The organism is Pseudomonas sp. (assembly GCF_017744435.1).
GTDB lineage: Bacteria > Pseudomonadota > Gammaproteobacteria > Pseudomonadales > Pseudomonadaceae > Aquipseudomonas.
Genome location: NZ_JAGIBG010000019.1, coordinates 12,487 through 33,978 on the forward strand (window position 1 = coordinate 12,487; position 21,492 = coordinate 33,978).

At 63.4% G+C, this 21,492-nt stretch carries 19 protein-coding genes; 3 read left to right on the forward strand and 16 right to left on the reverse strand.

Annotated elements, in window-relative coordinates:
• Positions 1-135 precede the first annotated feature (135 nt).
• From J7573_RS14715 to J7573_RS14730, 4 genes are read right to left on the reverse strand one after another with little or no spacing between them, the layout of a single operon-like run.
• Positions 136-1,293 (reverse strand): ABC transporter ATP-binding protein, encoded by a 1,158-nt coding sequence (locus J7573_RS14715; RefSeq protein ID WP_294336222.1) that lies wholly within the window; start codon positions 1,291-1,293, stop codon positions 136-138.
• A complete protein-coding gene (locus tag J7573_RS14720; RefSeq protein ID WP_054901077.1) occupies positions 1,290-1,943 on the reverse strand; it encodes an ABC transporter permease in 654 nt (217 codons plus the stop codon). The genes J7573_RS14715 and J7573_RS14720 overlap by 4 nt, the downstream gene beginning before the upstream one ends.
• Positions 1,940-2,854, reverse strand: coding sequence for a glycine betaine ABC transporter substrate-binding protein (locus J7573_RS14725; protein WP_294336234.1), 915 nt, complete (start codon positions 2,852-2,854; stop codon positions 1,940-1,942). The genes J7573_RS14720 and J7573_RS14725 overlap by 4 nt, the downstream gene beginning before the upstream one ends.
• A gap of 13 nt (positions 2,855-2,867) precedes the next feature.
• Complete coding sequence (locus J7573_RS14730; RefSeq protein ID WP_060485333.1) at positions 2,868-3,581, reverse strand: ABC transporter permease; 714 nt, start codon at positions 3,579-3,581, stop codon at positions 2,868-2,870.
• Positions 3,582-4,031: 450 nt separating this feature from the next.
• Here J7573_RS14730 and J7573_RS14735 point away from each other — a divergent pair, with 450 nt between their 5' ends.
• The 3 genes from J7573_RS14735 to J7573_RS14745 all read left to right on the forward strand — a co-directional run bounded on the left by J7573_RS14735 (position 4,032) and on the right by J7573_RS14745 (position 6,345).
• Entirely contained in the window at positions 4,032-4,349 is a 318-nt protein-coding gene (locus tag J7573_RS14735; protein ID WP_294336245.1) for a type II toxin-antitoxin system RelE/ParE family toxin, read from the forward strand.
• A complete protein-coding gene (locus J7573_RS14740) occupies positions 4,333-4,662 on the forward strand; it encodes an XRE family transcriptional regulator (protein WP_294336247.1) in 330 nt (109 codons plus the stop codon). The genes J7573_RS14735 and J7573_RS14740 overlap by 17 nt, the downstream gene beginning before the upstream one ends.
• A gap of 99 nt (positions 4,663-4,761) precedes the next feature.
• The gene (locus tag J7573_RS14745; protein ID WP_103445602.1) at positions 4,762-6,345 is read left to right on the forward strand and encodes a peptide chain release factor 3; all 1,584 of its coding nucleotides are present in this window, start codon (positions 4,762-4,764) and stop codon (positions 6,343-6,345) included.
• 113 nt (positions 6,346-6,458) lie between these two features.
• Here the strand turns inward: J7573_RS14745 and J7573_RS14750 are convergent, their stop codons facing one another.
• From J7573_RS14750 to J7573_RS14805, 12 genes are all read right to left on the reverse strand, one after another.
• Positions 6,459-7,538, reverse strand: a complete 1,080-nt coding sequence (locus J7573_RS14750) for a polyamine ABC transporter substrate-binding protein (protein ID WP_294336251.1) — start codon at positions 7,536-7,538, stop codon at positions 6,459-6,461.
• 52 nt (positions 7,539-7,590) lie between these two features.
• Positions 7,591-7,932, reverse strand: a complete 342-nt coding sequence (locus J7573_RS14755) for a cupin domain-containing protein (protein WP_294336254.1) — start codon at positions 7,930-7,932, stop codon at positions 7,591-7,593.
• Between the two features lie 32 nt (positions 7,933-7,964).
• Entirely contained in the window at positions 7,965-9,371 is a 1,407-nt protein-coding gene (locus tag J7573_RS14760; RefSeq protein WP_294336255.1) for an FAD-dependent oxidoreductase, read from the reverse strand.
• Positions 9,372-9,435: 64 nt separating this feature from the next.
• Positions 9,436-10,245 (reverse strand): nuclear transport factor 2 family protein, encoded by an 810-nt coding sequence (locus tag J7573_RS14765; protein WP_294336258.1) that lies wholly within the window; start codon positions 10,243-10,245, stop codon positions 9,436-9,438.
• A 371-nt stretch (positions 10,246-10,616) separates the two neighbouring features.
• Positions 10,617-11,585 carry a peptide ABC transporter ATP-binding protein gene (locus tag J7573_RS14770; RefSeq protein ID WP_054886978.1) on the reverse strand — a complete coding sequence of 323 codons (969 nt, stop codon included), beginning with the start codon at positions 11,583-11,585 and terminating at the stop codon, positions 10,617-10,619.
• A complete protein-coding gene (locus J7573_RS14775) occupies positions 11,585-12,553 on the reverse strand; it encodes an ABC transporter ATP-binding protein (protein ID WP_110637496.1) in 969 nt (322 codons plus the stop codon). The genes J7573_RS14770 and J7573_RS14775 overlap by 1 nt, the downstream gene beginning before the upstream one ends.
• A 10-nt stretch (positions 12,554-12,563) precedes the next feature.
• Positions 12,564-13,490, reverse strand: coding sequence for an ABC transporter permease subunit (locus J7573_RS14780; RefSeq protein ID WP_294336261.1), 927 nt, complete (start codon positions 13,488-13,490; stop codon positions 12,564-12,566).
• Positions 13,491-13,500: 10 nt separating this feature from the next.
• Positions 13,501-14,511, reverse strand: a complete 1,011-nt coding sequence (locus J7573_RS14785) for an ABC transporter permease subunit (protein ID WP_027920247.1) — start codon at positions 14,509-14,511, stop codon at positions 13,501-13,503.
• A gap of 73 nt (positions 14,512-14,584) precedes the next feature.
• Positions 14,585-16,180, reverse strand: a complete 1,596-nt coding sequence (locus J7573_RS14790; RefSeq protein ID WP_294336268.1) for an ABC transporter substrate-binding protein — start codon at positions 16,178-16,180, stop codon at positions 14,585-14,587.
• Between the two features lie 73 nt (positions 16,181-16,253).
• On the reverse strand, positions 16,254-17,633 hold the full coding sequence (locus J7573_RS14795; protein ID WP_294336271.1) for an OprD family porin: 1,380 nt from the start codon (positions 17,631-17,633) through the stop codon (positions 16,254-16,256).
• A gap of 233 nt (positions 17,634-17,866) precedes the next feature.
• Positions 17,867-19,459, reverse strand: a complete 1,593-nt coding sequence (locus J7573_RS14800; RefSeq protein WP_294336272.1) for an ABC transporter substrate-binding protein — start codon at positions 19,457-19,459, stop codon at positions 17,867-17,869.
• Between the two features lie 153 nt (positions 19,460-19,612).
• Positions 19,613-21,238 (reverse strand): ABC transporter substrate-binding protein, encoded by a 1,626-nt coding sequence (locus J7573_RS14805; RefSeq protein ID WP_294336274.1) that lies wholly within the window; start codon positions 21,236-21,238, stop codon positions 19,613-19,615.
• Positions 21,239-21,492: the final 254 nt, after the last annotated feature.

Sequence of the window (21,492 nt, forward strand, 5' to 3'; positions counted from 1 at the left end):
CCGACATTGCCGGGGGCCGCTTTGCGGCCCATCGCAGGCAAGCCAGCTCCCACAGGTACAGCGCAGGCCCTGAGATTGGCGCCGTACCTGTGGGAGCTGGCTTGCCTGCGATGGGGCGCGAAGCGCCCCCAGCGATTACGAAGCCACCACCTCGGCCGGCGACACAATGCTGGTCTTCGCCCCCCGCGAGCGCCCCGAACTCAGGTAAGCCGCAATCGACTCCTGCGTCACCTCACCCAGGAACACCTGCTCGGCATCCAGCACCGGCAACCACGCCCGGTTGAACTCGTACATCCGCGACAGCAGGATGCGCAGATGCTCGTCATGCGACGCCGTGGCATTGAACGGCCGCAGAAAATCGCCACAGGTCCCTTGCTGGCGGTGCATGTCACGCCGGCGCACATACCCCAGCGCCTTGTTCTGCCCGTCGGTCACCACCACATAGCGGCGGTCATGCTCGTCGAGCAGCTCCAGCGCATCGCTGACCGGCGTCTGCGGGCTTACCGACGGCGCGTTGTCCGCCGCATCCTCGGCACGCACCAGCAGCAGGCGTTTGAGCGTGCTGTCCTGGCCGACGAAGTTGCTCACGAAGTCATCCACCGGGTGCGCCAGCAAGGTGTCCGGGTGGTCCAGCTGCAGCAGCTTGCCGGCGCGGAAGATGGCGATCTTGTCGCCCAGCTTGATCGCCTCGTCGATGTCATGGCTGACCATGATCACGGTCTTGTTCAGCGCCCGCTGCATCTCGAAGAACTCGTTCTGGATCATCTCGCGGTTGATCGGGTCGACCGCACCGAACGGCTCGTCCATCAGCAGCACCGGTGCTTCCGCCGCCAGTGCGCGGATCACGCCGATACGCTGCTGCTGGCCACCGGACAGCTCGCGTGGGTAGCGTTGCAGGTACTGCTTGGGTTCGAGCTTGATCATGTGCATCAGCTCGCGGGCGCGCTCGTGGCACTTCTGCTTGTCCCAGCCGAGCAGGCGCGGGACCACGGTGATGTTTTCCTCGATGGTCATGTTGGGGAACAGGCCGATCTGCTGGATCACGTAGCCGATGTGCCGGCGCAGGGTCACTTCGTCGAGGGCGCTGGTGTCTTCGCCGTTGATCTGCACCCGGCCTGAGGTCGGTGCGATCAGGCGGTTGATCATCTTCAGCGTGGTGCTCTTGCCGCAGCCCGACGGGCCGAGGAACACGCAGATTTCGCCTTCGTTGACGGTGAGGCTGACGGCGTCGACGGCTTTGACGTCCTTGCCGTTGACGTTGAAGGTCTTGCTGAGGTTCTGGAGTTCGATCATGAGCGCAGTCCTTCTGGAGTCAGGGCACGTTGCAGGGTTTGCAGGAGCAGGTCGGCGATGATTGCCAGCAGGCTGACCAGCACGGCGCCGACCAGCAGCATCGACATGTCGCTGCGGCTGATGGAGGTGAGGATGAGCACGCCCAGGCCGCCAGCGCCGATGGTGGCGGCAATGGTCATGACGCCGATGTTCATCACCACGGCAGTACGCACGCCGGCGAGGATCACCGGCACCGCAATCGGCAACTCGACCATGCGCAGGCGCTGGCCGAAGGTCATGCCGATGCCGCGCGCTGCTTCACGGATGCCGGGCTCGACGTTGGTCAGGGCCAGGTAGGTGTTGCGCAGGATCGGCAGCAGTGAGTAGAGGAACACCGCAGTGATTGCCGGCAGCGGGCCGAGGCCCTGGCCGAACTTGGAGTAGAACGGCAGCAGCAAGCCGAACAGGGCGATCGACGGAATGGTCAGCAGCACCGTTGCGCTGGCTTGCAGCGGGCCGGCGACGGCCGGGAAGCGGGTCATCAGGATGCCGAGCGGCACGCCGACGATGATTGCCAGGCCCACGGCGACGCCGACCAGCATGATGTGCTGCCAGGTCAGCTGCAGCACCTGGGCCCAGTCGAGGTGGGCGAACGTGTCGAGCAGGCTCATGGCTGTACCTCGCTAGGCATTGGGTGCTCGCGCAGGAAGGCGGCGGCCACCGTGGTCGGGTTCTGGTGTTCGACGTCGACCTTGGCATTGAGCTGGCGCATGGTCTCGTCGTCGAGTTGCTCTGCCAGTGGCTTGAGCAGGCCGACCAGTTTCGGGTTGGCGTCGAGCACCTGCTTGCGCACCACCGGGGCGGCGGTGTAGTCGGGGAAGTAGTGCTTGTCGTCTTCCAGCAGCTTGAGGTTGAAGGCACTCAGGCGGCCGTCGGTGGTGTACACCAGGCCGGCGAACACCTGGTTGTTGTGCATGGCGGTGTAGACCAGCCCGGCATCCATCTGGCGGATGTTGGCGCGGCCCACTTTCAGGTCGTACATCTCTTTCAGGCCGACCAGGCCATCCGGACGGTTGGCGAACTCGGTGTCCAGCGCCACCAGATGCTTGCGCTGGCTTTCGTCACGCAGCACCTGGTTGAGGTCGCTGATGGTGTTGACCTGTGGATAAGCCTCGGCCACCTGCTTGGGCAGGCCGAGTGCATAGGTGTTGCTGAACTTCGACGGGGTCAGCCAGATCAGGTCTTTCTTCGCGTCCAGCTCCTTGACCCTGGCGAAGGTGGCCTCGGCATTGGGCATGCGCTCGTCGATATGGTTGTACGAGACCAGCGACACGCCGGTGTATTCCCACATCAGGTCGAGTTGCCCGGTTTCCTGGGCCTGGCGTGCGATGCTGCTGCCAAGGCCGGTGGTGACGCGCACGTCGAAGCCGTTGGCGCGCAGGTATTGCGCGGTGATTTCGGCGAGTACGGTCTGTTCGGTGAACACCCGCGCGCCGATGCGGATCAGGGGTTTTTCGGCTGCCTGGGCAAATCCTGCGAACAGCAGGGCCGCGCCCAGCAGCAAGGCGATTCTCTTGTTCATGGGTTCCCTCTTGTTATCCAGCCAGGCCACGTTCCAGCCAGCGCTTGCTGGAGAAACTCACCGCCGCATCCAGCACCAGCGCCAGCAGGGCGGTACAGGCCGCACCGAGCAGCAGCTGTGGCTGGTTGTTCAGGGCGATGCCGGGGAAGATCAGGCTGCCCAGGCTGTTGGCGCCGATCAGGAAGGCCAGCGGCGCGGTGCCGACGTTCAGCGCCAGGGCCACGCGCACGCCGCCGACGATGATCGGCACGGCGTTGGGCAGTTCCACCTGCCAGAGTTGCTGGCGCGGGGTCATGCCGATGCCGGTGGCGGCTTCCTTGAGCGAGGCGGGGACGTTTTTTAGGCCCTCGTAGGTGTTGCGCACGATGGGCAGGAGGGAGGCGAGAAACAGCGCGAAGATCGCAGGCCCGGCGCCGATGCCCAGGATACTCAGGGCGATGGCCAGAACGGCCAGGGGGGGAATGGTGTTGCCAACGTTGAAGAACTGCATGAAGCGCTCGGCTTTGTCGACCCGGTGCGGCCGACTCAGCGCAATGCCGGCGGGGATGCCCACGGCCAGCGCCGCCGCCATCGAAGCCAGCACCAGTACCAGGTGCGCTTGCAGGTAGAACCCAAGATCGTCGCGATAACGCGCGATCGTGTCGATGCCGATCCAGTGGATCAGCAGGGCCAGGATGACGAGCACGGTGGCGCATCCCAACAGCCCTTTACCGTAGCGTGTAGCCACAGGCGGACTCCTTGTGTTGTCGGCGAGCACACTTCTTGGTAGCCGGCCAGTGCTGGCGGCGGGTGGTGTGTTCGCGAGTAGCAGCGTGAGGCAGCCGAAGGCTGCTATCAGGCCATGAGCCGAACCCCGTCGGGCCCGAAAATGCTGATGAAACCAGTCCCCAACCGAAGCGGGTTGCAGGGGAGTGGACGTCTCCGTGGGCGTAAAGGTTCCCATCTGAAGCGGCATTTGGCCAGCGTTAATCACTGGGATGGTGGATTTTTCACACGAAAAATAAGCGCGAATCCTACTTCAAAGCGTTGAATTACCTGCTATCGATCAACCTTCACCTATCGACAGAATTCTCTTCCTGAATTTCTCAATAATCACTTGAGAGAATATTCCTTGGGAGGTATTTTGCTGGTGTGGACGATCAGATTCTGTGACGAGTTCATAAGCGACTTCGATGTCATGGATGAAAACACTCAGGAGCGGATGCTGGGGCATCTGCGATTACTGCAAGCTTCAGGGCCGGCGCTTGGGCGTCCTCATGTCGATACGCTTAACGGTTCTCGATATCCGAACATGAAAGAGCTGAGGTTCACTGAGCGCAATTCGGTATGGCGGGTTGCATTTGCCTTCGATCCGGATCGCCACGCCATCATTCTGGTGGCCGGTGATAAGGCCGGGATGAGGGAGCAAAGGTTCTATCAGGGGTTGATCAGGCGAGCAGATGCTCGTTTTGATAACCACCTGTCGAAAGGAGAGAAAGATGTCCAAGACACTTGATGAGGTCATAAATGGATTGTCCCCAGAGCGCAGGGAGCGCGTGGAGCACCTGGGCCGTGAGCTGATCCGCGAAGAAATGACACTCCAGGCATTGCGTAAGCAACTCGAACTCACTCAAGAAGGCCTGGCTGAGCGACTGGATATTCGTCAGGGCAACATTTCAAAAGTGGAAAAGCGCAGTGACATGCTGATTTCGACACTTCGCAGCTATGTAGAAGCACTGGGCGGCACTCTGGAACTCGTTGCGCATATGCCCGGTCGTCCACCTGTCACGCTTGAGGGGTTTTGTGAGGAACAGGCAAAACGCGCGTGACGGCGATGATTGACCAGCGGACGGGGATCAAATTTTGGTCCCCGCCCAACTTCAGGTATGATATCGCCCCTTTTAAATCCCCCAGTCAGGCGATTTCCCATGACCAACCAGGCCGCCGAAGTCGCGAAGCGCCGCACTTTCGCAATCATTTCCCACCCCGACGCCGGTAAGACCACCATCACCGAGAAGCTCCTGCTGATGGGCAAGGCCATTGCCGTCGCCGGTACCGTGAAGTCGCGCAAGTCCGACCGCCACGCCACCTCCGACTGGATGGAAATGGAGAAGCAGCGCGGCATCTCCATCACCACCTCGGTGATGCAGTTCCCGTATCGCGAGCACATGATCAACCTGCTCGATACCCCCGGCCACGAAGACTTCTCGGAAGATACCTACCGCACCCTGACCGCGGTGGACTCGGCGCTGATGGTGCTCGACGGCGGTAAAGGTGTAGAGCCACGGACCATCGCCCTGATGGATGTCTGCCGCCTGCGCGACACGCCGATCGTCAGCTTCATCAACAAACTCGACCGTGACATCCGTGACCCGATCGAACTGCTCGACGAAATCGAAGCCGTCCTGAAGATCAAGGCCGCGCCGATCACCTGGCCGATCGGTTGCTACCGCGACTTCAAGGGCGTGTATCACCTGACCGGCGACTACATCGTGGTCTACACCCCGGGCCACGGCCACGAGCGCACCGAAGCCAAGATCATCCAGAATCTGGACTCCGACGAGGCCCGCGCGCACCTGGGCGACCAGTACGATTCGTTCGTCGAGCAACTGGAGCTGGTGCAAGGCGCCTGCCACGAGTTCAACCAGGAAGAGTTCATCAACGGTCAACTGACCCCGGTGTTCTTCGGTACCGCGCTGGGCAACTTTGGTGTCGACCATGTGCTCGACGCCGTCGTCGACTGGGCGCCGCGCCCGCTGGGCCGTGTGGCCCATGAGCGGACCGTCGAGCCTGTGGAAGAGAAATTCACCGGCTTCGTGTTCAAGATCCAGGCGAACATGGACCCGAAACACCGCGACCGTATCGCCTTCATGCGCATCTGTTCGGGCAAGTACGAGAAGGGCATGAAGATGCGCCATGTGCGCATCAACAAAGACCTGCGCATCGGTGACGCGCTGACCTTCTTCTCCTCCGAGCGTGAGCAGCTGGAAGAGGCCTATGCCGGCGACATCATCGGCCTGCACAACCACGGCACCATTCAGATCGGTGACACCTTCACCGAAGGCGAGGCGCTGGGCTTCACCGGTATCCCGCACTTCGCGCCGGAGCTGTTCCGCCGCGTGCGCCTGAAGGACCCGCTGAAATCCAAGCAGCTGCGTCAGGGCCTGCAGCAGCTGGCCGAAGAGGGCGCGACCCAGGTGTTCTTCCCGGAGCGCAGCAACGACATCATCCTCGGTGCGGTCGGTGTGCTGCAGTTCGACGTGGTCGCCAGCCGCCTGAAGGAAGAGTACAAGGTGGAGTGTGCCTACGAGCCGATCACTGTCTGGTCGGCCCGCTGGATTGGCTGCGACGACAAGAAGAAGCTCGAGGAATTCCAGAACAAGGCCATGGAAAACCTGGCCATCGACGGTGGCGGTCACCTGACCTACCTGGCGCCGACCCGGGTCAACCTGGCGCTGATGGAAGAGCGCTGGCCGGACATCAAGTTCCGCGCTACCCGCGAGCATCACTAAGTATTGAATTGGGGCTGCTTTGCAGCCCTTCGCGGGCACGCCCGCTCCCACAAGGGATCGCATACCTCTGTGGGAGCGGGCGTGCCCGCGAAGGGGCGCAAAGCGGCCCCATATCAATTTCCCGCCTTGATACTGGTCCAGATCCGCGTACGGATGCGGTCGATCTTGGCCGGCATCGCCTCCAGGGCATACAGCTTGCCCATCACATCCTCGCTCGGGTAAATCATCGTATTACCCTTCATGGCCGGCTCCACCAGCCCGTCCGCCTTCAGGTTGCCGTTGGCGTACTGCACATGGTTGCTGATGTTGGCCATCACTTCCGGCTGCAGCAGGTAGTTCATGTAGGCATACCCGGCCTTTTCATCCGGTGCATCGGCTGGCATGGCCACCATGTCGAACCACATCGGCGCACCTTCCTTGGGGATCGAATACCCCACCTTCACCCCGTTCTTCGCCTCTTCGGCGCGGTTCTTCGCCTGCAGCACATCCCCCGAGAAGCCCACCACCACGCAGATATCGCCGTTGGCCAGGTCACCGGTGTACTTCGATGAATGGAAGTAGCTGATGTATGGCCGCACCTGCATCAGTAGTGCCTTGGCCTTGTCGTAGTCGGCCGGGTTCTGGCTGTGGTGCGGCAGGCCCAGGTAGTGCAGGGCGATCGGCAGCAGTTCGGGGCCGTTGTCGAGCACCGCGACGCCGCAGCTCTTCAGCTTGCTCATGTACTCGGGCTTGAATATCAGGTCCCAGGAGTCCACTGGCGCATTGTCGCCGAGCACCGCCTTGACCTTGTCGATGTTGTAGCCGATGCCCGTGCTGCCCCACAGGTACGGGAAGCCGTACTGGTTGCCCGGGTCGTTGACCTCCAGTGCCTTCATCAGCACCGGGTTGAGGTTGTGCCAGTTGGGCAGCTGCGACTTGTCCAGCGGCTTCAGGGCCTTGCCCTGGATCTGCCGGGCCATGAAGTGGTTGGACGGGAACACCACGTCGTAGCCGGAGTTGCCGGTCATCAGCTTGCCGTCGAGGGTCTCGTTGCTGTCGTACACGTCGTAGGTCGGCACGATGCCGCTGGCCTGCTGGAAGTTCTTCAGCGTGTCGGGCGCGACGTAACTGGACCAGTTGTAGATCTTCACCGTTTCGGCGGCGCTGGCGACGCTGGCGGCCAGCATCAGGGGAGCGAGAAGGAGCGTGCGCATGTCGGGTTTACCTTGCTTTGTCTGTTGTTATCGAAGGCAGGCGATCAGCGGATCAGAAAATCAGAACGTAGGTCTTGCGCACGGTCTCCTGGATGTCCCAGATGCCGGTGCTGTTGGCCGGTAGCATCAGTGCGTCTCCGGCTTCTATGAGCAGGGGCTCGCCACCGTCGGGGGTGAAGGTGCAGCGGCCCTTGATGAAATGGCAGAACTCCTGCTGCACGATCTGCCGCCGCCAGCGCCCGGGCGTGCATTCCCAGATGCCGGTTTCGACGCCGTCGCTGCGTTCCACGCAGGTGACCGAAGCCACTGCCACGGGTTCGCCAAGCGGCACCGCGACCGGGTTGGAGCTTTCGAGCACGGCGCTGTCTGTGTGTTTGAACTGGGTGATGCTCATGACCGGTGGATCCTGTGTCGGGGTAAGGGAAGTCAGTGCATGAAGCCTTCCATGAAGTCCGCAAGAGAGCTGGCCAGGCGCCGCCTCCAGGGCGCGCTGGCGGGGTTGGCGAGGGTCCGGTCCTCGTGGACGAAGCTCTGGATGATCGCGTTGTAGCCGAGCCAGCGGCAGGGCTCGAGCGGCCAGCTGGCCAGGCTCGATACCGGGCGGTTGTCGAGTACCCAGGGTTGCGCGGTCAGCTGGTTGTGCTGGTTGAGGATCAGCGCCGCCAGCGTGCGCCCGCCGAGGTTGGTGGCACCGACTCCTTCGCCGCCGTAGCCGCCGGCCAGGGCGATGCCGCGCTGACGGTCGCAGAGCATGTGCGGGCGGAAGCGCCGCGCCATGCCCAGGTTGCCGCCCCAGGAGTGGGTGATGCGTGCGTGCTTGAGCTGCGGGAACAGTTCGCCGAACAGGTAGCGCCGCAGTTCGATTTCGTGCTCCTCGAGGTTGAAGTTCTCGCGCAGCCGGCCACCGAAGCGGTAGCCGCCGCGGGCGCCGAACACCAGGCGGTTGTCGGCGGTGCGCTGGCCGTAGGTGACCTGGCGGCTGCTCTCGCTGAAGGCCTGGCCCTGGCAGAGACCGATCTGCTCCCAGGTCGATTCCGGCAGCGGCTCGGTGGCCACCAGCAGGCTCTGCACCGGCAACTGGTGTTTGCCCAGCGGAGGCAGGCTGGCGGCGTACCCTTCGACCGCCGGTACCATCCACTGGCAACGGATGCGCGCCAGGGGCGAGCGTACTTCGCCGGGTTGCCAGTCGATGGCCGGGGTGTTCTCGTAGATCGTTACGCCCAGCGCTTCCACGGCCCGGGCCAGGCCACGGGCCAGCTTGGCCGGGTGAATGGTCGCGGTGTGCGGGCTGTAGATGGCGCCGTAGGCATTGCTGACCCGCAGTTGCGCGTCCAGTTGCTCGGGGCGCAGCCAGCGGTAGTCGTCCTCGGTCATGCCCTGGCGATACAGGTCGTCCAGGTAGGCGCGCAGGCTGCGTTCCTGCTCCGGGTAACGCGCGGCGCAATACAGCACGCCGCCTTTGCGGTAGTCGCAGTCGATGCCCTCGCGCTGCAGCACGCTGTGTACTTCATCGGGAATGCCATGCAACAGGTCGATGCTGGCGCGGCGCTGCTGCGGCGACAGGGTGGCCAGCAGGCGGTCTTCACCGAGCAGGTTGCCCATCAGCCAGCCGCCATTGCGCCCCGAGGCGCCGAAGCCGGCGATGTTGGCCTCGATCACCGCGATGTTCAGTTGCGGCGCCTGGCGCTTGAGGTAGTAGGCGGTCCACAGGCCGGTGTAGCCGGCGCCGATGATGCACACATCGACCTCGAGGTCCTGGCGCAGTGCCGGGCGCGCGCACAGCGGCTCGTCGAGCTGGTCCATCCACAGGCTGAGCGTGCGCAGGGGTTGCATCGGGTTTTGCTCCACATCCGTCTAGGTCTGTGGGCGATGCTAGTGGTGTCGGCCGGTGGCTGTCTTACGTGCGTGCACGCAGGGAAATTTGCTTGAGGTAGGCCTTGGGGGTGAGGCCGGTGTGCTCGCGGAAGCACTTGTAGAACGCCGAGAGCGAGTTGAAGCCGGCGTTGAACGCCAGGTCGTCGATCGGCGCCTCGACGCTGTCGTCGTCGAGGCTGGCCATCAGGTGTTGCAGGCGCGCCTGGTTGACGTAGCGGTAGAAGCTTTGCCCGAGCACCTGGTTGAGCAGGTAGGAGATCTGGTTGCGGCTGTAGCCACTGGCGTCGGCCACCTGCTGCAGGTCCAGCTCCGGGTCGAGGTAGGGGCGCTGGCGCTGGAAGTAGTGCTCCAGGTCCTGGGCCATGGTCGACAGCTGCCGTGGCGACAGGCCCAGGCGACTGGTAGCCGGGCGCGGGCCGCTGCTGACCAGGCCGTTGCCGTTCTGGCGAACCAGGGTGGCGTACTCGTTGACCCGCCAGATCAGCCCGTCCTTGACGGTGATCGCTTCGCTGGACTGGAACGCCACCAGGCCTTCGCCGCCCTGCACCGTGACCTGGTACTGGATGAAGGCGGTGCAGCCGTCGACGCGGATGCGGTCGCTGTGGACGATGTCCTCGCCGGCTTCATGGGGCAGGCAGGCGCGCACGTATTCGCGCAGCTCGCGGTAGCCGAGCACGCGGTTCTGGAAGAAGTCGTGGTACTGGATGTCGGGGTGGTAAAGCGCGATCACGCCGTCGAGGTCACGGTGCTTCCAGCACAGGTGGTAGCGCAGGACGGTGTCGGCAGTGAGCGGGGTCTGCTCGGGGCCGTCGGGGAGGGTGGTGGCGGTCATGGGCTCGATAGTGCATTGCAGAACACCCAGGTGCAAGGGTGTCGATCAGGCGTTTTGCATGGTTCTTTCAAGCGGGTTGTGGGGTAAACCCTTGATTCATATAAATGTAATTTTTTGATACGGATGGCATGGCAGGTGCACCGCTTTGTTCACCATCGAACAAGGAGAAAGGCCATGCGCTCGATACTGCTGTGGATGATTGGGGTACCGATTCCCGTGATTATCCTGATCTGGTTCTTCATGCATTGAGATCTTTGGGGCCGCTGCGCGGCCCTTCGCGGGCAAGCCCGCCCCCACAGGGACCGCACAGATTTCGAATGCTGTGGAGGACCTGTGGGAGCGGGTTTACCCGCGAAGAAGCTCACACCGATCTAGAGGAACTGCTCGGCATAGTGGCAAGCCACCTGCCGCGTACTCACCTGCCGCAATGCCGGTACTTCCTTGGCACAGCGCTCGGTCGCATACGGGCAACGCTTGTGAAACGCACACCCATCCGGCGGATTGAGCGGGTTGGGCAGCTCCCCGGCAATGCGGATCTTCGGCTTCAACGGGTCCGGGTGAATCGCCGGTGTCGCCGACAGCAGTGCCTGGGTATACGGATGCAGCGGCTTCTCGTAGATATCCTCTTTCGGCCCCATCTCCGCCGGCCGCCCCAGGTACATCACCAACACCTGATCGGCCACATGCCGCACCACCGCCAGGTTGTGCGAGATGAACACGTAGGCGGTGTTGAACTCTTTCTGCAAGTCCATGAACAGGTTCAGCACCTGGGCCTGGATCGACACGTCCAGCGCCGAGGTAGGCTCATCCGCCACCAGCACCTTCGGCTGCAGCATCATCGCCCGGGCCAGGGCAATCCGCTGGCGTTGACCGCCTGAGAACATGTGCGGGTAGCGCTGGTAATGCTCGGGGCGCAAGCCGACCTGTTCCATCATCTTCTGTACTTTCTCGCGCCGCTCGGCCTTGCTCAGCGAGGTGTTGATCAGCAGCGGCTCGGCCAGCTGGTCACCGATCTTCTGCCGTGGGTTGAGCGAGGCATAGGGGCTTTGGAACACCATCTGCACGTCGCGGCGCAGTTGCTTGCGCTCGGACTTGCTGGCGCCCTTCACCTCGGTGCCGGCGATCTGCAGCGAGCCGGAGGAGGGCTCCTCGATCAGCGTCAGGGCGCGGGCCAGGGTCGACTTGCCGCAGCCGGACTCACCGACCACGGCCAAGGTCTTGCCGGCCTCCAGTTCGAACGACACGCCATTGAGCGCGCGCACCAGGGCGTGGCCCTTGAACAGCCCGCGGGAGACTTCGTAATGCCGGGTCAGCTCCCGGGCAGTGAGAACGACGGCCATCACGCCACCTCCTGGTTCAGCGGGTAGAAGCAGCGCACCAGGCTGTGGGCCTGCGGGTCGAGGGGCGGGCGCTGGTGGCGGCAGTTGTCCTGCACGTACGGGCAGCGCGGCGACAGCAGGCAGCCAGCCGGGCGGTCATAGCGGCCGGGGACGATGCCGGGCAGGGTGGCCAGGCGCTCGGCGCCGATGCTGTGCTCGGGGATCGCCGCCAGCAGCGCTTCGCTGTACGGGTGGGCGGGCACGTCGAACAGCTCTGGCACCTGGCCGACTTCCACGGCCTGGCCGGCGTACATCACGCACACCCGCCTGGCGGTTTCGGCGACCACGGCCAGGTCGTGGGTGATCAGGATGAGCGCCATGTTGCGCTCCTTCTGCAGGTTGACCAGCAGCTCCATGATCTGCGCCTGGATGGTCACGTCCAGCGCGGTGGTCGGTTCGTCGGCGATCAGCAGCTTGGGTTCGCCGGCAATGGCCATGGCGATCGCCACGCGCTGGCTCATGCCGCCGGACAACTGGTGCGGGTAGGCGTCCAGGCGACTTTCCGCAGCCGGTATCTCGACTTTCTTCAACAGCTCCAGGGCACGCTGACGCGCGGCCTTGCCCTTCAGGCCCAAGTGCTGGCGCAGCACTTCCTCGATCTGGTAGCCCACGGTGTAGCTGGGGTTGAGCGCGGTCATCGGGTCCTGGAAGACCATGGCGATGTCCTTGCCCACCACCTTGCGCCGCTGGCGACCGCTGAGCTTGAGCATGTCGGTGCCATCGAAGGTGAGCGAATCGGCGGTGATGCGCCCGGGGGCGTCGATCAGGCCCATCAGGGCCATCATGGTGACGGATTTACCCGAGCCGGACTCGCCGACGATGGCCAGGATCTCACCGGCTTCCACCGCCAGGTCCAGGCCATCGACCACGGGCACGGCATTGGCGTCGCCGAAGCGCACGTTCAGGTTGTTGATCTGCAACAGTGACATGGCGTTCTCCTCAGGCGGCGTTCTTGAGTTTCGGGTCCAGCGCATCGCGCAGGCCGTCGCCCATCAGGTTGATTGCCAGCACACTGAGCAGAATGGTCAGGCCAGGCAGGCTCACCACCCACCAGGCGCGCTCGATGTAGTCACGGGCCGAAGCCAGCATGGTGCCCCACTCGGGGGTTGGCGGCTGGACGCCGAGGCCGAGGAAGCCCAGGGCGGCGGCGTCGAGGATCGCAGACGAGAAGCTCAAGGTGGCCTGCACGATCAGCGGCGCCATGCAGTTGGGCAGCACGGTGACGAACATCAGCCGTGGCAGCCCGGCGCCGGCCAGGCGCGCGGCGGTAACGTAGTCACGGTTCAGTTCGCCCATCACCGCAGCACGGGTCAGGCGCACGTAGGACGGCAACGACACGATGGCGATGGCGATCACCGTGTTGATCAGGCCAGGGCCGAGGATGGCGACGATGGCCACCGCCAGCAGCAGCGACGGCAGGGCCAGCATCACGTCCATCAGGCGCATGATCGAGGGGCCGAGCACCTGCGGGAAGAAGCCCGCCAGCAGGCCCAGCAGAATGCCGGGGATCAGCGACATCACCACCGACGACAGGCCGATCAGCAGCGACAACCGCGCGCCCTGGATCAGGCGCGACAGCAGGTCGCGGCCGAGTTCGTCGGTGCCGAGGATGAATTGCCAGCTGCCGCCTTCAAGCCACACCGGCGGGGTCAGCAGGAAGTCGCGGTACTGCTCGCTCGGGTCATGGGGGGCAACCCACGGCGCGAACACGGCACAGAACACCACCAGGCACATGAAGGCCAGGCCCATTACCGCGCCCTTGTTGCGCGAGAAGGCGTGCCAGAATTCTTTGTACGGTGAGGGGTAGAGCAGGCTCTGGTCCACCGGGCTGGCCGGTGTGACGGATTTCGGAATCGGGCTAGTCATGGCGAAGGCCTCAGCGCTGATGACGGATGCGTGGGTTGGCCAGGCCGTAGAGGATATCCACGACGAAGTTGACCAGGATCACCAGGCAGGCGATCAACAGGATGCCGTTCTGGACCACGGGGTAGTCACGGGCGCCGATGGCTTCGATCAGCCATTTACCGATGCCCGGCCAGGAGAAAATGGTTTCGGTGAGCACGGCGCCGGCCAGCAGCGTGCCGACCTGCAGGCCGAACACGGTCAGCACCGGGATCAGCGCGTTGCGCAGGCCATGCACGAACACCACGCGGGCGGGCGACAGGCCCTTGGCGCGGGCGGTGCGGATGTAGTCTTCGCGCAGCACTTCGAGCATCGACGAACGGGTCATGCGGGCGATCACCGCCAGCGGGATGGTGCCGAGCACGATGGCCGGCAGGATCAGGTGCATCACCGCGTCCTTGAATGCGCCTTCCTCGTCGCTGAGCAGGGTGTCGATGAGCATGAAGCCGGTTTTCGGCTCGATGTCGTAGAGCAGGTCGATCCGCCCGGACACCGGGGTCCAGCCCAGGCTCACCGAGAAGAACATGATCAGGATCAGGCCCCACCAGAAGATCGGCATAGAATAGCCGGCCAGGGAAATCCCCATCACCCCGTGGTCGAACAACGAACCGCGCTTGAGCGCGGCGATCACCCCGGCCAGCAGGCCGACCACACCGGCGAACAGCAAGGCGGCGAGGGCCAGCTCCAGGGTGGCGGGGAACAGGGTGAGGAACTCGGTCCACACGCTTTCGCGGGTGCGCAGCGACTCACCGAGGTCACCGTGGGCCAGCTTGCCGACGTAGTCCAGATACTGGACCGGCAACGGCTTGTTCAGGCCCAGGCGCTCCATGGCCTGGGCGTGCATTTCGGGGTCGACCCTGCGCTCACCCATCATCACTTCCACCGGGTCGCCGGGGATCAGGCGTATGAGCGCGAAGGTCAGCAAGGTGATACCGAAGAAAGTCGGTATCAGCAGGCCCAGGCGCCGGGCAATAAAACTCAACATTGTCGGGGTTACCTCATAAGCAGGTCACGCAGTGCCGCCAGTGCCTTGTGGGGTCCCGGCGATCGTTGTTGTTCTACTTCACCTTGGTGGTGGCGAAGTTGTTGTTGGTCAGAGGGTTGATCACGTAGCCCTCCACGTTGTCACGCATGGCGGTGAACATCTTCGGATGGGCCATGCTGATCCAGGGTTGATCGTCATCGTACACCTTCAAAGCCTCGGCATAGAGCCTGGCGCGTTCGTCGTTGTCGATCACTTCGCGGGCGCGGGTGATCAGCTCCTGGAATCTTGGGTTGCACCAGCGCGCGTAGTTCTCGCCGCTTTTGGCGGCATCGCAACTGAGCAGCGGGCTGAGGAAGTTATCCGGGTCGCCGTTGTCGCCGGCCCAGCCGGTGGACACCAGGTCGGCCTCGCCGTTCTTGGCCCGGCGCAGCATCTCGGCCCACTCCATCACGCGGATGTCGAGCTTCAGGCCGATCTGCTTGAGGTCGGCCTGCAGCATTTCGGCGGACAGGCGTGGGTTGGGGTTGGTCGCGCCGCCGCCGTTGCGGGTGAACAGGGTGATTACCGTGCCTTCCGGCACCCCGGCTTGCTTGAGCAACTCGCGGGCCTTGGCCAGGTCGCGGGGCGGGTTCCTGTTCTCGGTGTTGAAGCCGATCATGGTCGGCGGGTAGGGGTTCACGCCGACCAGAGCGTTGCCCTTGCCGAACAGCTGGTCGACGTGGGTCTGGCGGTCGAAGGCCATGTTGATGGCTTTGCGCACGCGTACGTCGCTCAGGTACTTGTGTTCGGTGTTCATCGCGATGTAACCGGTGACCAGGGCTTCGATTTCATCGACCTTCAGTTTCGGGTCCTGCTTGATCGACGCTACGTCTTCGGGCTTGGGGTAGAGCGCCACCTGGCATTCGTTGGCACGCAGCTTCTGCAGGCGCACGTTGCTGTCGGTGGCGATGGCAAAGATCAGCGCGTCGGCCGGTGGCTTGCCGCGGAAGTAGTCCGGGTTGGGCTTGTAGCGAACCTGGGCATCCTTGTTGTAGCGCTGGAAGATGAACGGGCCAGTGCCGATCGGCTTGCTGTTGAGGTCGCCGGTCTTGCCGGCCTTGAGCAGCTGGTCGCCATATTCGGCGGAATAGATCGAGGTGAAGGCCATGGCCATGTCGCGCAGGAATGGCGCTTCGGGGCGGGTCAGGGTGATCACCACGGTGTGGTCGTCGGTCTTGCTCACCGACTTGAGCAGGTCCTTGAAGGCCATGCTTTCAAAGTACGGGTAGCCGACGCTGGTCTTGTCGTGCCACGGGTGGTGCGGGTCGAGCTGGCGATTCAGGCTCCACAGCACGTCGTCGGCGTTGAAGTCGCGGGTCGGCTTGAAGTGGTCGGTCGTGTGGAACTTCACCCCTTGGCGCAGGTGGAAGGTGTAGGTCAGGCCGTCGGGCGAGATGTCCCAGCGTTCGGCCAGGGCCGGCTGGATGTCGGTGGTGCCGGGCTTGAAGTCGACCAGGCGGTTGAACACCGTTTCGGCCGAGGCATCGGCGGTGACGGCGGTGGTGTACTGGACGATGTCGAAGCCTTCCGGGCTGGCTTCGGTGCACACCACCAGCGGCTTGGCCGCGAGGTTGCCGGCGGCGCCGAGGATGACCGCTGCCAGGGCAGCGCGGAGCGGTAGCGATGTCATGGAAACTCCCTGCATGCATTGATTCCAGCGTAGCCGCCACGGCCCGGGTTGAGGCGGGCCATGGCGCCAGCGGTCAGAGAATGTTGAATGGAATGGTGGTGACCACGCGGAACTCGTCCAGGCTGCCATCGCCCTGGGCCTTGCTGGCGCGGTGGGCGGTGTAGGTGGCGCGGATGCTGGTGTCCTTGAACGGCCCGCTCTGCACGGCGTAGCTGGTACCGATGCCCCACTCGTAGTGGGTTTCGCCGTCCAGGCCCTTCACGTCGTACGCAGTGCCACGGTAGTGGGTGCCGTCGATGCCCCAGCCACGGGCGTTGTACAGGTTGAACTTCAGGCCCGGCACGCCGTAGGGCGCCATGTTCAGCACGTAGGCAATCTGCAGGGACTTCTCGTTGGGGCCGTTGAAGTCCGACAGTAGCGAGTTGGCCAGGTAGATGCCGTTGGTTTCGTGCAGGTAGTCGAAGTACTCGTTGCCGTTGACCTGCTGCCACGATGCCGTGACGGTGTGCGCCTGGTGGGTCAGGCCGAGCGACAGGCTGTAGGTGTCGTTGTCGATCTCGCCCATCTTCTTGCTGCCTTCGTCCACTGTCTTGTAGTAGTTCAGGCCGGTGGTCAGGGCGAGTACGGCGTTGTCGCCGAGCACGTGGTTGGCGCCGAAGTAGTACTGGTTCCAGAAGTCGTCGACCTTGGTGGCGTACAGGCTGGTGCTCAGGCTTTTGAACGGCTGGTAGTTGACCCCGGCGGTGCTGGCGCGGTCGGTCTCGACGCCGGTGGCGCCGTATTCGCTGCGGAACTTGCTCAGGCTCTGTTCGGTGCGCGGCGAAACGCGGTCGAAGGTGCCCAGGTCGAGCGACAGGTTGTCGAACTCGGCGCTGTGCAGGAACGCACCCTGGAAGCTCGACGGCAGCGCACGGTTGCCGATGTAGGCGATCATCGGCGTGTCCACCGACTGACGGCCGACGGTAAGGGTAGTGTTGGAGACGCGCGCCTTGACGTTGGCCAGTCCCATCTTGCTCCACTGGTCGACCGGGTCACCGTCGCTGTGGGTGAGCGTCCGGTTGTTCGGCCCGGCGATCGCGGCACGGCCCTGCTGGATGGCGATGGCGTTGTAGCCGGCGGCCTCGACGGCAAAGCCGACCGTGCCCTGGGTGAAGCCCGAGCTGTAGTTGAGGATGGTGCCCTGCACCCAGTTGTCGCGGCTGTGGGTGTCGTGGCGGGTGCCGTCGGCCTTGTAGTACTTCCACAGCGGTGCGCGGGTGGCGCGTTCGTGGGCGTACCAGTTACGGGTGCTGCCGGACAGGCTCTGGCCATCGATGAAGCCGTTGGCCTGGTCTTGTTCGCTGGTGGATTTCAGGCTGATCGGGATGTAGTCCTGGCTTTGGGTGTCGGCCTCTGCGACGGCGGAAAAGGTGCCGATCGATAAGGCCAAAGCGGTCAAGGTGAATAGTCTCAAGGTTAAAGCTCCCTTTCTGTTCTTTTAGTTATTGCCTGGCCTTGTGGGCCGGGTTGCTTGCTGCGGTGTTGCCAGGGTTGCCCGGGGTCGCCGGGCAAAGTCGGGGGAGGTGTGTTGGCTGTGCCGGCCCTTTCGCGGGTAAACCCGCTCCCACAGGTACGGCGCAGTCTCCGAGCCTGTGAAGATCCTGTGGGAGCGGGCTTGCCCGCGAAGAGGCCAGTGGGGGCTAAAGGTCAGTCAACACTCACACCGGAAAAGTCATTGCGCCCGAACGGGCTGACCTTGAAATCGGCCACCTTGATGCTCAGCGGCTGGTTCACCGTGGAGTGCGCCACCGGGGTGATCGGCACCTGCTGCTTCAGGCGCTGCTGGGCCTGCTGGTACAGCGCCGTGCGCTGTTCGCGGTCGGTAACCTGCTTGGCCTGCTTGACCAGGCTGTCGTACTGCGGGTCGCACCACAGCGAGTAGTTGTTGCTGCCGATGGCGTCGCAGTTGTAGAGGGTGCCGAGCCAGTTGTCCGGGTCGCCGTTGTCGCCGGTCCAGCCGATCAGGGCGATGTCGTGCTCGCCGCTCTTCATGCGCTTGAGGTATTCGCCCCATTCGTAGCTGACGATGCGCACCTTGAAACCGAGCTTGTTCCAGTCGGCCTGGAGCATCTCGGCCATCAGCTTGGCATTGGGGTTGTACGGGCGCTGCACGGGCATGGCCCACAGGGTGACCTCGGTGCCTGGCTTGACCCCGGCCTGCTGCAGCAACTGCTTGGCCTTTTCCGGATCGAAGGGGGCGTCCTTGAGGCTGTTGTCATAGGACCACTGGGTCGGCGGCATGGCGTTGACCGCCAGCTGGCCGGAGTCCTGGTACACCGCCTGGAGGATGGCCTGCTTGTTCACTGCCATGTCCATGGCCTGGCGCACTTCCAGGCGGTCGAACGGCGGGTGCTGGGTGTTGTAGGCGATGTAGCCGAGGTTGAAGCCCGGCTGCTGCATGACTTGTAGATTGCCATCGGCCTTGAGCGCGGGCAGGTCGGCCGGGCGCGGGTGCAGGGTGACCTGGCATTCATTGCGACGCAGCTTCTGGATGCGTACTGACGGGTCGGTGTTGATCGAGAACACCAGGTTGTCGATCTTCACTTGCTCCGGCGCCCAGTAGTTCTTGTTCCCCTTGAAGCGGATCTGCGAGTCCTTCTGATAACGCTGGAATACGAATGGACCGGTGCCGATCGGTTGCTGGTTGATGTCGCTGGGGCGCCCGCTGGCCAGCAACGTTTCGGCGTACTCGGCCGAGAGTATCGAGGCGAAACTCATCGCCAGGTTCTGGATGAAGGCGGCATCGACCTTGTTCAGGGTGAACACCACGGTCAGCGGGCCGGTTTTCTCGACCTGGGCGATGTTCTTGTCCAGGCCCATGCTGACGAAGTAGGGGAATTCGGTGGGGTAGGCCTTACGGAACGGCTGGTCCTTGTCGAGCATGCGGTTGAAGGTAAACAGCACGTCGTCGGCGTTGAAGTCACGGCTCGGTTTGAAGGCCTTGTTGGCGTGGAACTTCACACCCTCGCGCAGGTGGAAGGTGTACCGCAGGCCATCGTCAGAGACCTCCCATTTGGTCGCCAGCGCCGGGTGCACGGCCGTGCCGCCGCGCTCGAACTCCACCAGCCGGTTGTAGATCGGCTCGGCGGCGTCATTGTCGGTGGCACTGGTGTACTGGGCAGTGTCGAAGCCGGCCGGGCTGCCTTCGGAGCAGAACACCAGGTTCTTGGCCTGAAGGGCAGGGGCCTGGCTCAGCAGGCCGAGGGCGAGCAGGGTCGAAAGGCGGGTGACGTGGCGCATGGCGGTTCCTTTTCCAGCTGTTCAAGCCGCTTCGGGGTACGAATGGCGGCAACAGTTTCCCGACCCCGTCGCGGGTAGCGTCGGAGCGGGTATGCAGTGCTTGGTTACGGTGAAGCGGCCCCCGCCGCGATCTGGCGGGGGCCGGGATCTACCCTATTTGTCCACGCTGACGCCGTAGAAGGCGTTCAATGCGAACGGGCTGATCTTGAAGTCCTTCACCTTGGCGCTCATCGGCTGGTACACCGTGGAGTGGGCGATCGGGGTGATCGGCACCTGTTCCTTGAGGATGTGCTGGGCCTTTTGGTACAGCTCGGTGCGCTTGGCCTGGTCGGACGTGGCCTTGGCCTGCTTGATCAGGTCGTCGTAGGGCTTGTAGCACCACTTGGAGAAGTTGTTGCCGTCGATGGCGTCGCAGCCGTACAGGGTGCCCAGCCAGTTGTCCGGGTCACCGTTATCGCCACTCCAGCCGATCAGCATGGCGCCCTGTTCGCCGCCTTTGGAGCGCTTGATGTACTCGCCCCATTCGTAGCTGACGATCTTGGCCTTGATGCCGATCTTGGCCCAGTCGGATTGCAGCATCTCGGCCATCAGCTTGGCATTGGGGTTGTACGGGCGCTGCACGGGCATGGCCCACAGGGTGATCTCGGTGCCTTCCTTGATGCCGGCTTCCTTGAGCAGTTGCTTGGCCTTCTCTGGGTCGTACGGCGCGTCCTTGATGCTGGTGTCATAGGACCACTGGGTGGGCGGCATGGCATTGACGGCCAGCTGGCCGGCGCCCTGATAGACCGATTCGATGATCTTCTTCTTGTCCACGGCCATGTCCAGCGCTTCGCGGACTTTCAGCTGGGCCAGCGGGTTGGGCTCGTTGCTGCCCTTGATCTTGTCCATCACGTTGTAGGCGATGTAGCCGAGGTTGAAGCCGGCCTGCTGTGGCATCTGCAGGTTCTTGTCGGCCTTCAGCGGTTCGATGTCGGCCGGCCGCGGGAACAGGGTGACCTGGCACTCGTTCTTCTTCAGCTTCTGCATGCGCACCGAGGCGTCGGTGGTAATGGCGAAGATCAGGTTGTCGATCTTCACGTCCTCGGGCTTCCAGTAGTCCTTGTTGCCCTTGAAGCGGATCTGCGCGTCTTTCTGGTACTTGCTGAACACGAACGGGCCGGTGCCGATCGGCTTCTGGTTGATGTCGGCGGCCTTGCCGTCCTTGAGCAACTGGTCGGCGTATTCGGCGGACTGGATGGAGGCGAAGCTCATGGCCAGGTTCTGGATGAACGCGGCGTCCACTTCATTGAGGGTGAACTTCACCGTGTGATCGTCGAGCTTCTCCACCTTGGCGATGTTCTTGTCCATGCCCATGTCGGTGAAGTACGGGAATTCGGTGGGGTAGGCCTTACGGAACGGGTGGTTCTTGTCGAGCATGCGGTTGAAGGTGAACAGCACGTCGTCGGCGTTGAATTCGCGGGTCGGCTTGAAGTAGTCGGTGGTGTGGAACTTGACCCCTTCGCGCAGGTGGAAGGTATAGGTCTTGCCGTCGTCGGCCACGTCCCACTTGGTCGCCAGGCCCGGGATGACCGCGGTACCGCCGCGTTCGAACTGGGTCAGGCGGTTGAACACGGTCTCGGCCGAGGCGTCGAAGTCGGTTCCGGTGGTGTATTGCCCCGGGTCGAAGCCGGCCGGGCTGCCTTCGGAGCAGAACACCAGGTTGGACGCGGCGTGGGCGAGCGGAGCGCCGGCGAGCAAGCCTGCACCGAGCAGGAACGGAATGACTGCGTGTTTAAGCATGGTGGCCTCATTGTTGTCATTTTTGGTTTGAGGTGGCCTCGTGAGCCGACCTGCGGATACTTATGCAGGGGGTATTCCCAATGCAACAGGCAGAAGGATAGTTGGCGTCAGAAAAGTAGTACGAGCGTACATGGATGTCGCATTCGTATAACTTTCAGCGAAGTTGAACGTTTGCGAGGGAAAAATGATGGCTTTTTGCGGAATGTTTCGGGGCGGGAGGGGGTGTAGGAAGCACCTCTATGGTGCGTAGGAAA